The sequence below is a fragment of the Pseudaminobacter soli (ex Li et al. 2025) genome (genome assembly GCF_029892515.1).
In the GTDB taxonomy this organism is placed as follows: domain Bacteria; phylum Pseudomonadota; class Alphaproteobacteria; order Rhizobiales; family Rhizobiaceae; genus Pseudaminobacter; species Pseudaminobacter soli_A.
The window spans coordinates 62,063-77,267 of sequence record NZ_JARXVF010000004.1; the positions used below are offsets into that span (position 1 = coordinate 62,063).

14 protein-coding genes are annotated in these 15,205 nt (G+C 59.9%); 9 read left to right on the forward strand and 5 right to left on the reverse strand.

What is annotated here, in order from left to right; translation table 11 throughout:
- Positions 1-73: 73 nt before the first annotated feature.
- From M2281_RS17980 to M2281_RS17990, 3 genes are read left to right on the forward strand one after another with little or no spacing between them, the layout of a single operon-like run.
- A complete protein-coding gene (locus M2281_RS17980) occupies positions 74-1,144 on the forward strand; it encodes an ABC transporter ATP-binding protein (protein WP_280822559.1) in 1,071 nt (356 codons plus the stop codon).
- Positions 1,137-2,018 (forward strand): ABC transporter permease, encoded by an 882-nt coding sequence (locus tag M2281_RS17985; protein WP_280822560.1) that lies wholly within the window; start codon positions 1,137-1,139, stop codon positions 2,016-2,018. The genes M2281_RS17980 and M2281_RS17985 overlap by 8 nt, the downstream gene beginning before the upstream one ends.
- Complete coding sequence (locus tag M2281_RS17990; RefSeq protein ID WP_280822561.1) at positions 2,015-2,878, forward strand: ABC transporter permease; 864 nt, start codon at positions 2,015-2,017, stop codon at positions 2,876-2,878. Before M2281_RS17985 ends, M2281_RS17990 begins: the two co-directional genes overlap by 4 nt.
- Positions 2,879-3,496: 618 nt before the next feature.
- On the opposite strand, the gene M2281_RS17995 is transcribed toward M2281_RS17990, so the two are convergent.
- Both M2281_RS17995 and M2281_RS18000 read right to left on the reverse strand, forming a co-directional pair.
- Positions 3,497-4,051, reverse strand: coding sequence for a hypothetical protein (locus tag M2281_RS17995; protein WP_280822562.1), 555 nt, complete (start codon positions 4,049-4,051; stop codon positions 3,497-3,499).
- Positions 4,052-4,599: 548 nt separating this feature from the next.
- Positions 4,600-5,490, reverse strand: coding sequence for a LysR family transcriptional regulator (locus M2281_RS18000; RefSeq protein ID WP_280822563.1), 891 nt, complete (start codon positions 5,488-5,490; stop codon positions 4,600-4,602).
- A 168-nt stretch (positions 5,491-5,658) separates the two neighbouring features.
- On the opposite strand from M2281_RS18000, the gene M2281_RS18005 reads away from it, so the two are divergent.
- The 5 genes from M2281_RS18005 to M2281_RS18025 all read left to right on the forward strand — a co-directional run bounded on the left by M2281_RS18005 (position 5,659) and on the right by M2281_RS18025 (position 10,841).
- Positions 5,659-6,855 (forward strand): serine hydrolase domain-containing protein, encoded by a 1,197-nt coding sequence (locus M2281_RS18005; protein WP_280822564.1) that lies wholly within the window; start codon positions 5,659-5,661, stop codon positions 6,853-6,855.
- A 10-nt stretch (positions 6,856-6,865) separates the two neighbouring features.
- A complete protein-coding gene (locus M2281_RS18010; RefSeq protein ID WP_280822565.1) occupies positions 6,866-7,657 on the forward strand; it encodes an SDR family NAD(P)-dependent oxidoreductase in 792 nt (263 codons plus the stop codon).
- 80 nt (positions 7,658-7,737) lie between these two features.
- Positions 7,738-8,103 (forward strand): DoxX family protein, encoded by a 366-nt coding sequence (locus M2281_RS18015; RefSeq protein WP_280822566.1) that lies wholly within the window; start codon positions 7,738-7,740, stop codon positions 8,101-8,103.
- A 366-nt stretch (positions 8,104-8,469) separates the two neighbouring features.
- Entirely contained in the window at positions 8,470-10,167 is a 1,698-nt protein-coding gene (locus tag M2281_RS18020) for a pyrroloquinoline quinone-dependent dehydrogenase (protein ID WP_280822567.1), read from the forward strand.
- Positions 10,168-10,265: 98 nt separating this feature from the next.
- Positions 10,266-10,841, forward strand: coding sequence for a c-type cytochrome (locus M2281_RS18025; RefSeq protein ID WP_280822568.1), 576 nt, complete (start codon positions 10,266-10,268; stop codon positions 10,839-10,841).
- On the opposite strand, the gene M2281_RS18030 is transcribed toward M2281_RS18025, so the two are convergent.
- Positions 10,823-11,776 (reverse strand): ankyrin repeat domain-containing protein, encoded by a 954-nt coding sequence (locus M2281_RS18030; RefSeq protein WP_280822569.1) that lies wholly within the window; start codon positions 11,774-11,776, stop codon positions 10,823-10,825. The genes M2281_RS18025 and M2281_RS18030 overlap by 19 nt on opposite strands.
- A gap of 206 nt (positions 11,777-11,982) precedes the next feature.
- Between M2281_RS18030 and M2281_RS18035 the strand changes: the two genes are divergently transcribed.
- Complete coding sequence (locus M2281_RS18035; protein WP_280822570.1) at positions 11,983-12,507, forward strand: Cache 3/Cache 2 fusion domain-containing protein; 525 nt, start codon at positions 11,983-11,985, stop codon at positions 12,505-12,507.
- A 477-nt stretch (positions 12,508-12,984) separates the two neighbouring features.
- Here M2281_RS18035 and M2281_RS18045 read toward each other — a convergent pair whose 3' ends face one another.
- Both M2281_RS18045 and M2281_RS18050 read right to left on the reverse strand, forming a co-directional pair.
- Positions 12,985-13,359, reverse strand: a complete 375-nt coding sequence (locus M2281_RS18045) for a hypothetical protein (RefSeq protein WP_280822571.1) — start codon at positions 13,357-13,359, stop codon at positions 12,985-12,987.
- 400 nt (positions 13,360-13,759) lie between these two features.
- Positions 13,760-14,851, reverse strand: a complete 1,092-nt coding sequence (locus M2281_RS18050) for an AraC family transcriptional regulator (RefSeq protein ID WP_280822572.1) — start codon at positions 14,849-14,851, stop codon at positions 13,760-13,762.
- Positions 14,852-15,205: the final 354 nt, after the last annotated feature.

The window sequence follows — 15,205 nt, forward strand, 5'->3', positions numbered from 1 at the left end:
TAAGCAGGCGGCGGGGTCATCCAGCCCCGCCGCTTTCTTCCAGGACCAAACACCTCTCCCGAACAGGCACCGCATGTCGCATTCCGTCGACCTTATCGATGTCGAGATGACCTTTGGCGGCACGCACGCCGTACGTATGCTTTCCGCGCATGTCGAAGGCGGAGAGTTCTTCTCGATCCTGGGTCCATCGGGCTGCGGCAAGACGACGGTTCTGCGGCTGATCGCCGGCTTCATCAACCCGACCTCGGGCCGGGTGTTGATCGGCGGCAAGGACATGGCGGGCATCGGGGCCGATCGCCGCCCGACCTCGATGATCTTCCAGTCCCTAGCTCTTTTCCCGCTCATGCCGGTTTGGGAAAACATCGCCTTCGGCCTCGAAGTCCGCAAGGTTCCCAAGGCCGAGCGCCGCCGCCGGGCCGAGGAACTGCTCGAGCTGATCGCGCTTCCCGGCTACGGCGACCGTATGGTCCATGAGCTTTCCGGCGGGCAGAAGCAGCGCGTGGCCATCGCCCGCGCGCTGGCCGTGGAACCGCAGGTGCTTTTGCTCGACGAGCCGTTGTCCGCGCTCGACCTCAAGCTGCGCCAACACATGCGAGCCGAGTTGCGCGCGCTGCAGAAACGCACGGGCGTCACGTTCATCTACATCACACATGACCAGTCCGAAGCGCTCGCGATGTCCGACCGGGTGGCGGTGATGAGCGCCGGCGTGTTGCAGCAGATCGCGACGCCGCGGGAACTCTATTCCAGCCCAGCCACGCCTTTCGTGGCCAAGTTCGTGGGCGAAACCAACGAATTTGTCGGCAAAGTGAGCAAGACAGCAGACGGCATCGCCATGGTCGATAGTCCGCACGGCAGCTTTGCCGGCCGCGCCGGTGACGCGGTCGCCGTGGGCAACGCAGCTGCGGTTTATGTACGGCCCGAGGCCGTCACCGTCAGCCGTGAGGCGCGTCCGGACAGCCTTGAGGCGCGCGCCGACCGGATAGAATTCGAAGGCGCGGTTGCCATGCTGCATGCCACCTCACGCGCCGGCCAGCCGCTGCTGGCGGCCATCCCCAACCAGCTTCTGGCGCAAGCGCCGGTCGCGGGCGAAACAGTCTGGCTCAGCTTCGCGCCCGACGAGGCGCTGGTTCTTGCCCATGCATAGTCTGTTTGCGCGCTTCGGAACCGGTCTCGGCGCACTGATCGTCGCGCTGGTCGCGGCGTGGCTGGTCAGCATGGTGCTTGCGCCGAACCTGATGATGCTCGATTTTTCGCTGCACCCCAACCTGATGCCCGCGCAGGTCGGCGGGCCGGACGACCACTACACGCTCGAAAATTTCGCTGCGCTCTTCGGCGACCCAGTGCACCGCGCCATCTTCTTCAAGACGATCTGGGCCAGCGCGCTGGTGATGGTCACGACGCTGGCCGTCACTTACCCCATCGCCTACTGGATGGCCAAGGTAGCCTCTCCAAGGGCCGCGGCGCTGACGGTTGCCGCGCTGATCATCCCGTTCTGGATCAATGAGGTGCTGCGCACGCTGGCGTGGTACATTCTTCTTGCTTTTGCCGGACCGCTCAATGCCGTCCTGCTATGGCTCGGCGTTATCAATCAGCCGGTGCGCTGGTTCGGCGATTTCGGCGTGCTCGCCGGCATGGTCTACGCCTACATCCTGTTCATGCTGTTTCCGATCTACAATTCGGTCTCCACGCTCGATACCGCACAGGTCGAGGCGGCCCGCAATCTCGGCGCCTCAACGATCCACATCCACCGCCGCATCGTCATTCCGCATGCTAAGGCGGGGATAGCGACGGGCTGTGTGTTCACCTTCATGCTCGCAGCCGGCAGTTATGTGGCGCCGGCTCTGCTCGGCGCGCCGGGCAGCCGCTGGTTCACCGAGATCATCTACAACTGGTTCTTCGAAGGCGGAAACTGGAACCGCGGCGCAGCCTATGCGCTGGTGCTGCTGGCGCTCTGCATGCTTGTGGTGCTGGCGGCGCTAAAACTGTTCCGCGTCAACCTCGCGGACGTGGCCAAATGACAGCGCAGATCGAGCTCGAAGGCGCGACGAGATCCCGAGTGGGCCTGGACTGGGTGGCAAAGGCCGCGGCCCTGCTGCCGCGCATCGTTTTCGCCGGCTACATGATTCTGTTTTTTACTTATTTGTTCCTGCCGCTTGTCGTGATGGGCGCGGCAACCTTCAACACCAGCAAATTTCCGACAGTCACGCCGTGGCTCGGCACCACGCTAGACTGGTTCGCCGCGCTGTGGGCCGATCACGCGATGTGGCGCGCGCTAGGGCTGTCGCTCCTGATCGCGCTGGCGGTGATCGCTATCGCCCTGCCCGCCGGCACCGCTGCCGCGCTTTTCCTGACCAGCCTGCAGCCTCGCGCGCGCACCTTCTTCTATGCCTTGATGGTTTCGCCGCTGTTGACGCCGGGCGTGGCCATCGGCATCGCCACGCTTGTGCTCTGGCATCAACTTGGCGTGGGCGGCGGCACATTCCTGATCGTGCTGGCGCAGGCTAGCTTCATCACCTCCTATGTGATGCTGATGGTAGTCGCCCGCCTGCAACGCTTCGACCGTGTACAGGAAGAGGCAGCCGCCGGTCTAGGCGCGTCGCGCTTCATGATTTTCCGCCGCATCCTGCTGCCCTATTTGCGCCCCGCGCTGCTGGCCGGTGCCTTCATCGCCTTCCTGCAATCCTTCGAGAACTACAACACGACGCTGTTTGTGCGCGGCACCGAGACGCCGCTGACGGTCTACATCGCCACCAAGGTGCGCACCGGCTTGACGCCGACCGTGAATGCGCTGGGCCTCATCCTCATTGGCCTCACGATACTCGCTGCCATCGCCGTCGAGATTAACCGCAGGCGTAGCACCGCCCGCACGCCGGCCTAAGAATATTTGCCGGCAAGACGCGTCGCCACTGGCTGACCCACCTGTTTGGTGACAGCAACCCAATTTGCTGCGGCCCACATTTCCAACGCCAAGCTCGTCGCAGCCCTTCAGCCTGCAGATCGGGCCTCAGGTGCCCCATAGGGTAGCCCCATCGTCGTGAGTAACGTCCGCCGCGAGCGCGACGCCAAGTCCGGCGATGAAGCCGAGTGAATTGCCCAAATTGTAAAGCATGCCGGGATCTCGCCCCGGGCGTGCCCACGTGGCAACCGCCACCAGAAATGTCGAAGCGACTGAAAGGCCCTGGCCTGAAGAAACGACGCGCCAAGTGACATTCCTTGCCTCCATAGCACTCGGCCAATTTGCTAGCGGCATCAGGTGCAATTTGCACAATTCGGGGACGCTGCCTATGCATCAGGCCGTCCTCCAGTAACCGAAACGATGGTCGCAACGCCGGCGCGACTTGCGGGCCGGAAGTGGCGAGTTGCTTTTGCACGGAACACTGCCGTGAGGTCGGTTGGTATCAGCTTGTGGGTGAAAAAAGCCCGGCCGTCAGGGCCGGGCCGTATTCAATCATGCCGGTGCCACTGGCGGGCGTTCAGCCATGACGGCGGGCTATAATCATTTGATCTCCCACGTGGTGTTGTGTGGGATGTCCATCGCGGTGTAGCCGCCAGGACCAGCCAGTGCAGGCATTTCTATGCAGGCAAAGGGCTCACTGCCGCTGATGCCCTCGTACTTACCGGTGCCTCCCGTGATAATATGGGTGCCACAATTCATCTTTGGCTGCGACTTGTCCTGGTCGCGGGTGTCGAAGGTCGAGAAGATCTTGTCTCCATCCTTGTCGGCCAGCACACAGGCACCATCGATGTACTTCTTCTCGCCCGACGCAACACTTAAGGCCGCGCACTGCGCCGACATCTTGTCGAGCATTGCCTCCCCCTTCATGTTTTGGGTGGTGCCGACGGCCTCCAGCAGGGTGGCCGTCCCGAGGCCAGGGATGTCAATGCTCTGCAAAGGCCGAAAGATGAAATGCGTCACGTAGGGGGTGGTGCCCTTCTTTGGGAGCGGCTCTCCCAGGCCGGCCCCAGGGATCAAGGCAAAGAGCAACCCGGAAAGAAGTATCGCTGTGGCAGTTTTGGTTGCCGCAACAGATGTCACTATCGTGGGTTTCATCGGTTTCTCCATCGTGAGCGGCGGTGCAAGTCGACTGCGCCGCCGCAGGTTGGAGACGACCTGCCTGCGTTTGAAACGTGTGTGGTTTAACTGAGCGCCAGTTCCCCGGATCAACATCAAGCGTGCAGTCGTAAGCCAACTCGATTAGCTTCGACATCGCTTCGGAGGAGACTGCATCTTCGATGGTCGATGCCTGGACTCGCCCAAGCCCATGCCGCAGCTGACGCATGAGCAACTGTCTCTATTTCCAAAATACCAGAGTTTTCCACGCCGAACCACGCCAAGCTGGTTCACATTTCGATGGTGGCGGCTCCCCTTCGGGCAAGACACGGCATCGTTCGCCTGCTGCGTTTCCGCCGTGCCGCGAGACGACCACAAGTCTTGCTCGCGGCCCGAGCGGATGCTGAGCCCAAAGTCTCCTCCGGCCGGCGCTGCTGGGCTCAATCACCCCAACGATACGCCGCCCTGCTCCTTCATGCCGTCATCAACTTCCGCACATAGCTCCCCGGATCTTGCCAGGCGCGTGGCGCAGTTCATCTTGAACTTGCCTACCCTGCCCTGAACCACTGGATGAATGCTCTCAGCTTCGTTGGCTGGAGGCTGCGAGATGGGAAGTAGATGTGAAAGTGCTGCGGTTCCGGCTCGTAGGTGTCGAGCACGCTGACCAGCTCGCCCGATTTCAAGGCTTCCTCCTCGGTGGCTCGGAAGCGTTGCGCCAATCCCAATCCCGCGCGCGAAGCCAACGCAAAATGTCCGTTGTCGTCCAGGATCAAGGCTGCCGGCGGGTCGAGATGGACGGTTTCCTCTCCGCGCCGGAGCGTGACCGGCTCCAACCTGCCACTGCCGGGAAAGCGGTAGCGGATGACGGCATGTCGAACCAAGTCTTCGGGCGTTTGCGGCTCGCCTGCCCGAGCGAGATAATCCGGGCTTGCGAGGATGGAACGCCGTAGCGGCGGGCCGATCGGAACGGAGATCATGTCCAGTTCAAGCGCCCCGCGAAACCGTATGCCTGCGTCAAAGCCATTGCTCACGATGTCGGTAAGGCGGTCGTCGGTAGACAGTTCCAGACGGACAGCGGGGTAACGCCGAACGAATTCGGCCAGCTTGGGCAGGATACATACCTCCGCCGCGAGCCTCGACAGGCTGATCCTGAGATGGCCGGACGGCTCGCCGTCGGCTTCCTTGATCGCTTCGAGGGCTCCCGAAAGCACACCGATCGGACCTTCGATCGCCTCCAGCAGCTGATGGCCGCGTTCAGTCAGACGGACGCTGCGGCTTGTCCGGTCGAACAAACGTGTCCCCAGGCGGAGTTCAAGCTGCCGGATCGCCTGGGAAACCGCTGAAACCGAGATGCCGAGCCGGCCAGAAGCTGCGGTAAACCCGCCGGCGCGTGCCACAGTACGGAAGATAGGCAGCGCGGCCAGAATATTGGAATCCATTGTTAAGCCTGCCTTCATGATGCTTGCAGGAATGTGCCAGTTTTTGTGGCAGGGTGTCGAGGCTATTTCTCTGTTCAGCAGCGAAATGGAGATCCAGCCATGTTACGAAAAGCACCTAGTCCGACCGCAGGCCAACCGGTTGTGTCAACCTCTCAGCCCCTCCGCCAGATGACCACCGCGTTCGATGACGCCCTCGACAGCGCGCTCGCAGACCAACGCATCGTCGGATGCGTGCTGCTCGTATCTGAGAAGGGCCGTATCATCTTCGAGCGTGCTGCCGGTCTGGCCGACCGTGAAACGGGGCGCCCGATGGCGATTGACACGCCGTTCCGTTACGCTTCCGTCACCAAACCGTTCACAACCATGGCGGCACTGAAGCTGATGGAGGCCGGCGTACTAAGCGCCGACGATCCGATCGACAAATGGTTGCCAAGCTTTGCGCCCACGACCGCCGATGGAACGGCTGCACATATCACCGTGGCCCACCTGATGTCGCATACGGCAGGCCTCGACTACGGCTTCCAGCAGGAACGGGACGGAATCTACGCCAGATCCGGCATTTCGGATGGGCTCGACGAAGCGAATTTGTCGCTTGCGGACAACATTGCTCGCATCGCCTCGGTACCGCTGAACAGCGCGCCTGGCGCCGCGTGGCGTTATTCTGTCGCCATCGACGTACTGGGCGGGGTGATCGAAGCGGTCACAGGCAAATCTCTGCCAGAGGCGATCGCCAATCTGGTCACCGGTCCACTTGGCCTGGCAGCGTCATTCCACGCTGTGCCCGACGAGCTGGCTACACCCTATTACGCCGGCGCACCGGCGCCGATACGTATGGCGGGCGTAACGGAAGTTCCGCTGCCGGCATATCTCGGTTCGGCGGTGCGGTTCGACCCGGCGCGGATTGGGCGAGTTAGCGCCTTTCCGTCCGGCGGTGCGGGTATGGCGGGGACTGCGCACGATGTGATGCGCCTCCTGGAGGCATATCGCGACGGAACTTTCCTGTCTGCCGCACGCCGGCAGGAAGCTCAGAAGGTTCGCGTCGGTGGCGAAGCCATGACACAGGGTCCGGGTTGGGGCTTCTCCTGGGCAGGCGCGGTGCTCGTCGATCCTGTAGTGGCGAATTCGACGCTTTCATCTGGAACGGTGTCGTGGGGCGGCGTGTATGGGCACTGGTGGTGTGTCGATCACCAGCGCGAACGCATCGCAGTTCTGCTTACGAACACAGCCTATGAAGGCATGATCGGGCGCCTGACCCAGGACATCGCAAAGGCACTGGCAGCTAATTCGGCCCGCTCGGCAAACAAGCGGAGGCCTGCCCTGACTTCCCGCCCGGCGCATCCGCTTGCCCACACAAGTGCCAATTGAGGAGACAGAAATGACAGAAGGTTTTGATTTTTCCGGTAGGGTCGCGCTGGTGGTCGGCGCCAGCAGGGGCATTGGCGCGGAGACGGCCAAAGCGTTCGCCCGGGCCGGCGCTGCCGTCGTGCTTGCGGCACGCTCGCAAGCGGCAATCGACGAGGTGGCACGTAAGATCCAAGCGACAGGTGGTCGGGCCCTTGCCGTTTCCGCCGACGTTACCGATCCCGTTGGTATGAAAGCTCTCGTTTCAAGAGCCGTTGATGTGTTCGGGCGCCTCGATGCAGCGTTCAATAATGCGACCGATGGGCCGATGCCTGCCCTCCTCGCCGAGATAGATGCGGACGCGTTCGACCGAGGCATACGAACCAATATTCACGGTACGTTTCATGGCATGAAGTTTCAAATTGCAGCCATGCTTGAAAGCGGTGGCGGGACCATCGTCAACATGGCTTCGACGGCCGGGGTTGAAGGAGCTTCGGGGCTTTCCGCCTATGTGGCGGGCAAGGCCGGCATTATCGGGCTAAGCCGCGCTGCGGCCCTCGACTACGCCGACAAGAACATCCGAGTGAATGTGGTAGCGCCAGGCCCCATCCTGACCCATCATCTTGAGGCCGCGGGCCAAAAAGTGCAGAGCATGGCTGCGATGGCCGTCCCCATGGGTAGGATAGGATCCGTCACCGACGTCGCCAACACCGTGCTCTGGCTTTCCTCGCCGTTATCCGGTTTTACAACTGGGGCAGTCCTTCCCGTGGATGGCGGACAGCTTTCTGGCCGTGTCATCAAATCGAATTTCAGACGCGACATGTGAGAGTTGCACACCCCCACCGAACTTGCAGCCTGGATTTTGGCGCGAAAGAACTCGCGTCTCTTCACCAACTAGGTAACCCAATGATACCGTTCATCCACAATGCCGGCATGGTGCTGCTCGGAGGCGTCTTCGTCTGGGCTGGAGCCGAGCACTTCCTCAAGTTCAGGGAAGTTGTCAAGCAACTGGTCGCACGGCAGTTCCCTGCTGCGGCCGTTCTACTAGCGGCAGGATCGGCAGTGGAGGTCACGGCTGGCCTGTGCCTTGCAGCAGACGTGGCCAGGCCCTATGCCGCGCTCGCACTGATCGTCTTTACGATCGCAGCCAGCCTAATGGCTCTCAATTTCTGGCGTTATTCGGGTCCCGAAAGGCAAGGGTTGCGCTCGGCCTTTACCATCAACATTGCTGTCGTCGGCGGATTGATTATTGCTGCGTCGACTAGTTTCTAGTGAAGGCGTAAAGCGACTCTTGAAAACCCGCGCGTTGACCCTTCGGTCTGCTGGTTCGTGCTGACCAGTCCGCAACGCGTGGGCGATATCCGCGGGGGAACGCCACGAGCAGGCTCGGCGCTGGCTTATCCTATCCGCGGCAGTTTGAGGATCAAAACGGGCAAGACCACAGCCTGATCAAGCCTCGGGCGAGTTCTAAGCATCAATCGGTCGGCCACAGCTCGCGCAGAAGCGCGCCATATCGCAGTCCGAACTCGGCTCCACCCTTTGTGGCCGTCGCTTGACGCTGCGGAATGTGGTAGCTTATCCGCTGCGTTCGCTCTGTGCGAGCGCGTGTCAGTACACCAAGTGCTGCGGGAGGAAACCATGAAAAACTGGTCGAAGAAGCGCGCAGGCGGCGCGGTCGCCTGCGTATTTGCCATGCTGGCTGGAACCATTTCGGCCGCGTCGGCTCAGGAAGCAAAGACACGGACCCCGGTCACGCAAGAGATGCTGAACAAGGCTGCGAGTGACGGCAACAACTTCCTCCATACAAATGCGAACTATAACCAGACCCGTTACTACCCCAATCAGCAGATCAATAAGGACAACGTCAAAGACCTGCGGCCAGCCTGGATATTCCAGACCGACATCGTCGAGACCTTGGAAACGACGCCGATCGTCGTCAACGGCGTCATGTATGTGACGACGGCATTTGATCATGTCTACGCGCTGGATGCCCGCACCGGTGAACAGATCTGGGAATACAAGCACCCGATGGGCCCGATCACGACCTTCTGTTGCGGCCCGAACAACCGAGGCGTCGCTGTCTTGGGCGACAAGGTGTATCTGGGAACACTTGATGGCCAACTCGTAGCGCTCAATGCCCAGAATGGATCGGTCGTCTGGAAGAAGGATGTCGCAGACCCGGCACTCGGCTACAGTGAGACGATGGCGCCGACCGCCGTCGACGGCAAGATTCTCATCGGCACCAATGGCGGGGAATACGGCATCCGCGGTTTCATGAAGGCCTATGACGCGGAGAAGGGCGACCTCCTTTGGACGTTCAACACAATTCCGGAAAAAAGCGTCGGTGTCTGGGCCACAGAGGATGCGACCGGCCGTGATCTGCATCGCGACATTGCGGCGGAAAAAGCCGCGCTCGCGAAAACGGGCGATCCATACAAGACGCTGGGCGGTGGTGTATGGCAGAACCCGGCGGTCGACCTGGAGACACGGCGCATCTACTTCGTGGTCGGCAACCCGTCCCCCGATCTGGATGGCTCGCTCCGGCCCGGAGACAACCTCTACACGGACTCGCTCGTCTCGGTGAACCTCGATACGGGCAAGTATGCCTGCCATTTCCAATACATCCCTCACGACGTGTGGGACCTCGACTCTGTCAGCCCGCCGATCATCACCCAAGTTAAGACCGACACCGGCGAGACGGTGAAAGGCATCCTGCACGGCGGCAAGACCGGGCATATCTACGTGAACAAGGCGGATGACTGCAGTCTTGTCCGCTTTTCCGAGGCCATGGTCCCCCAGGAGAACATGTGGACGCTGCCGACGGCCAAAGGCGCTCGGATGCTTCCCGGCGCCAATGGCGGAGTGGAATGGTCGCCGATGGCGATCGACGCCGACCATTCGCTTGCATATGCAATCAATCTGCACCAGCCGATGACGTATCAGGTGGAAAGCACACCTTATCCCGAGGGCAAGTTGTGGCTCGGCGGCGCCTTCAAGGTCATTCCCACTGAAGAGCAGTGGGGCAACGTAACGGCGGTCGACTACAACACCGGCAAGATTCGCTGGCAGGCTAAGACCGATCAACCGATGATCGGCGGCGTGCTGGCTACCGCCGGCGGTCTGGTGTTCACAGGTGAAGGCAACGGCCTGTTCAAGGCCTATAACGCCGAGACCGGTGACGTATTGTGGAACTTCCGCGCTGGGGCCGGGGTCAACGCCCCGCCTGCCTCCTATGCGATAGACGGCGAGCAGTACATCGTCGTGGCCGCAGGCGGCAACACGCAACTGGATTACAAGCGCGGCAACGCAATCATCGCCTTCAAGCTTGCTCGATAGGCAGTTCCCCTTGCGGACACAGGCGAAGCGCCTTTGCGCTTCGCCTCCCTTGCGCCCACACTGGAGGAGTAGCAATGCGAGCCGTTCACCCGGGAAGCATGTCCGTATTTGCGGCGGTCCTCGCCCTGTCGGTCGGCCGCCCGGCAAATGCACAACGAGCAACGCCTCCTCCGCCCGAGATCGCGGATAAAGTGCAACTATGCGCGAGTTGCCACGGCGCAGACGGAAAACCGGTCGTCGAAAAGGTGCCGATCATCTTTGGCCAGCACATGTACTATCTTCTCACCGAGCTCAAGGATTATCGGGCGGGTCGCCGCGCCAACGAGATCATGGCTCCGATCGCCGCCAGCCTTTCCGATGACGAGATGAAGGCACTTGCGACCTATTTCGCGGCCCAGCCCTGGCCGTACTATTCGGAAGTCAGCAGCCCGGAAGACAACGCGCGCGCTAAAAGCCTGGCTGTCGAGGGTCAGTGCACCCAGTGCCACCTCGGAGGAATGGTGGGCGACAGCCGCAACCCTCGTCTCAACCACCAGAAGGCTGACTATCTGGCCCAGACGATAACCGATTTTCGGGGTGACATCCGTAAGAATGCCCCGCCCATGGCAGCGATAGTCAGGGACTGGTCCGACGCCGACATAGCTGCGATGAGCCGCTATCTCGCCGGACTCTGATCGGCTGGCTGCGCCTGAAGCGCATTGAGCACGGCAGCATCCGACGTAAGATCGGCTGCCGTTTTCCCTTGCCCGTCCCTCGAGTTCCCATCAGCGCCGTGTGCCATCAGCCATCCGACCATTTCGGCGTGACCGCGCTCGGCCGCGATCATCAACGCCGAGCGCCCCCGATCGTCGACGGCATCGATGTTCGCGCCCCGAGACACCAGCAGCTCTGCCGTTGCAACGCCGTCATGCGCGGCGACGATATTGGGGTAGCCGGCGGCCCACATTAGTGCCGTCAGCTTGTGTGAATACTCCCTATTCACGTCAGCGCCAGCATCGAGCAGCATCCGCACGATCGGCGTCAGCCCCTTCGCCGCAGCATAGACGAGCGGACCTTTGCCGGTCCCGTCCGGCTCGTTCGGATCAGAGCCCTGATCCAGCAGGACGCGCACAAGCTGTTCATCGCCGTCGAAGGCAGCAGTGGCCAGCAAAGTCGATCCGCGTGGGGCCAGGCCGGTGGTCGAAGCTCCCCTTTCCAACAAAAGCCGCACCACGTCATGACGCTGGCGCGCAATCGCAAGCGCCAAGGCTGTCGAGCCGTCCAAATTGGCATGATTGATGTCGGCACCCTTATCGAGGAGCAACCCGACCAGTTCCTTGTGCCCGCTTTGTGCGGCGTGAAGCAGAGCCGTGTTGGAAACGCGGTCGCGCGCGAACACCGAAGCGCCGCGGTCCAGGAGTTCCAGCGCAATCGGCGTGCAGCCCAAATCGGCTGCCCGGAACAGGAAACTGTTGAGGCGCGCGGGATTAAGTTGGCTCTCGGCCTCCGCAATGCGTCCTTGTAGCCAGCCACAGGTCAGCGGGTTGAAGTCGCTGCCCTGCCCAGCGGCTGAACCAATTTGGCTGAAGATAAGTCCACATGCGGTTGCAAGAACTACACGACCGCGCACAGTACGCTCCCATGAACTCTTGGCCACCTCAAATATAGATGAAGTTGGGCTGCTTGTCCGGGTTCATTTACTGCGGATCGACGATTCCCATCGTGACATAGCTCCCTACCCCGAAAACCAACCTGGGCCGCTAGAGTGATGGAACAGAGGTTGGTATTATTCATTCCACAGACAGGGGATGGAGAGGGCTGACGAGGAGAAAGCCCATGACCCTGAAACAAGCTTTCATCAGCATCTTGACGGCCACATGCTTCACCGGAGCCGCCATGCTCGTGCCAATAGCTGCCAACGCTCAGGATTCTAAGGTGAAGGCAGCCATGGAGCTCTTGCAGGAAAAGGCAAGCAAACTCGGATCGCCCAAGATAGAGGGAACTGACGCCGTCGCCGGAAAGGAGGTGCCGGCCATCTATTTCGGATCGACCAAGATGAACAACAACTTCGCTTTGGTTGACGACGTCGTGAAGGAAGCCGGCGGTACCGCGACAATTTTCGTGAAAAGCGGTGATGATTATGTTCGGGTCGCCACGAACGTAAAGAAGGACGATGGGTCGCGGGCGATCGGGACAGTCCTGGACCCAAAGGGAAAAGCGATCGAGTCCATCAAGAAGGGTGAGGCCTTCTATGGGGAGGTCGATATTCTCGGCAAACCCTATGTCACAGGATACGACCCGATAAAGGATGCGGAAAAACACGTGATCGGCATCTACTACGTGGGCTATTTGAAGAAGTAGCCACTTTCGACGGCTCAATCCCTCACCGTTCCAGTTGGACGGTGCTGCCTGTCACTGAGGCGAAAGCCCACTGCCTCGTTCAAGGCGGTGGGCTTCACGCCGCGTTTGTAGGCGTGGCTGAATTTGCATATTATCGTTGCCGGACTGCTGGGCGATCAGATGAAGCGCCCCAAGGGGTTGGAGACTGAGACCGCCCGGCTTCGGCGGACGGGACTTGTATTGACCCCGTTATCAAGGAATCGGATGTGTCCCAACGGCGGACATGCCGGGTTCTCGGCCAGCATCGTTCCACACAGCGCAAGGCCGCCACGACTTTGGACGACGAGGCGGCATTCACCGCCGACATCACTGAATCCGACGCTAGTGCACTACTGGAAGTGGTGTACAGCAACGTCGACGCAAGGATCGTCATATTCAAAGATCTAAGGGAGGTATATTTATTCACAAACCTGACCCTCTTTGAATGTTTATTCGGCGTCATTGTGCGCGCGCCCGAAATATAATTGCCGCGAACATTAATATTCCCGCAAACACCACCAGAGATGATACTGCCACTACAGGCTCCAATGACTGGTTCCCACTCAATAAAAGGTAGAGAGATGGCAACATCACAATCAAACCGCCCGTGTATACGTAGTATTGCATCTTCGCCAAGCGTGTCTCGGCTCCATGCGGATTGAGCGCGTGAAATGTCCCGAATATAGCCATCGTCGCCCAACCAAGCAGGTTGGTATGTGCGTGCGCGCCAGCTGCCACATACTCATGGGAAATTGACATCTTTAGGCCGACAACAACCCCCGCCAAAAGAAAACACATTGCTGTTATAAAGTATTGTCTTGCAATTTTAGGCATATTCCCCCCTGAATAAGTTACACGTAAAGAACAATAAGCGATGATTTTATTTAACTCGCACCTGAGAACGCTAGTGCGTTGAATTCGAATACTCGTTTCGCATGCCGGGTATTTACTGTCACGGCCTTGCACGCCACATTGGGACTCACTGTCATGAAAATGAGACGGACAGTCATGATGTCCCAAGCCGAGCACTCGGGTGGTCGACCCCTTGCGCGTACGGAGCCGACGCACTCCACGCGCTCAAGGCTGGCCGGGTCTACAGGTTATGATCAGGGCGCGAGACGAGTTGGAGCGGCGGCGACTTGGCCGCCTTTCGTGCTTTCAAACATTGATGAGGCACGATGGAAGAAGAGAACCGGGTGTATTTTCTATCTTCAATCAGAGTAGAGAAGTCCCATTACAATTGGGTATTTTGTTTTTCCTTCGGCTCTAATTCTCTTGCCTGGGCATCGGCGAGCCAGGCTTCTGCTGTGGAGCGCTTGGTCCGCGCGTTGTTCTTGGCCCAATTCAAATATAGTGACGTGCCCTGCGAGCGCATTGCCAATCCCATAGCCGCGCGCGGGCTCATTTCATATCGCTTCCGAAACGCACGACTGAAATGGGCTTCACTACGAAACCCATGTTGATGAGCGATGGCTGATACTTTCAGCTTGCCTGCGGATCTGATGATTATCTGAAGGCTGGCTGCAAGTCGTTCGCCGAGCAACCATCGTTGTACACCGCCATGGGGTTCAAACGAACGAAACAGTTTCGATCGTGAAACGCCCAATGCGAGCATAATATCATCTAGGCCAAAGTCTGGATCAGACATTCTTTTAAGGGCAAGCCGATGCGCGCGGTCCATGAACGAGCCATCGTCACGCTCTTTTCTGGGTGCCGGATCAGGAAAGGTGGTCGCGGCTAGCCGTAGAATGCCATCAACGACCGACTGCGCCTGGTCAACGCTGAGCCCATCTATATGATCGACAAGGGCTCTCATCTGGATTCCAAGAAGGTTGCCGGCGCTGCTGCTTTCAGACACAACGATGCCATGGACATTGCCTTGCAGACCGGATGGTGCGCTGGTCCTGTCGAATGTCAGCGTTATTCCCTCGTAGCCGGACGTAAGAGATTCATAGGGCAGGGAATAGTCGACGGCGACGATGTCTCCTGGAACATGTTTTCGCCTACGTCCGTCATAGTCGCTCAGTACGCTGCCGGCGGTTAGGAGATAGAGCGACATCTGAGAGATCGGCCGGTCATCAATGACCTGCTGTGATCGAGACATCGACATCGCCGACCCACCGTTAACCTGTATGAAGGCCTCGGGAAGCTGCCAAGTGCAGCCATGAAAGTCGAACAATGCCGGGTCTAAGTCGGCCGGTATTGCACAGTCAACCAATCTGCCGAGTGCAGTTTTCCAAGCGTTGAAGCAATCAATTCCAGGGGGAAAGGGCCAAACAATACCGCGGGTCGCGCGCGGCTGTGGGTCGGAGTTGGCTGTCGACATCAGTTACCGCCCGATAATTTGTTCTGTTCCCACGAACAGGCCAATTCGATCATCGCAGCATAGTTGGGTAAATCGTCTGGAAGTCTAGGCACAACAATCATTTTGTGGCGTCGCGTTGGCTGCCCAGCAGAACGTTCGGTGAATTGCTGCAGCGGATTTGACACGGCCAAATCGTGCCGTCATTGCCCCATAGTCACATTGGGACGCCCAGTCATGAAGATGAGACGTGCGGTCAAGGGATCAGCACTGGATGACGGCGCGCGAGCCGGTCGCCGCGGCCGCGATGCGCACCTATGCTGAGGAGACGAACGGCTCGAAAGCCAATGCCGATGCCTGGCGTGCCGAGCCGACCAA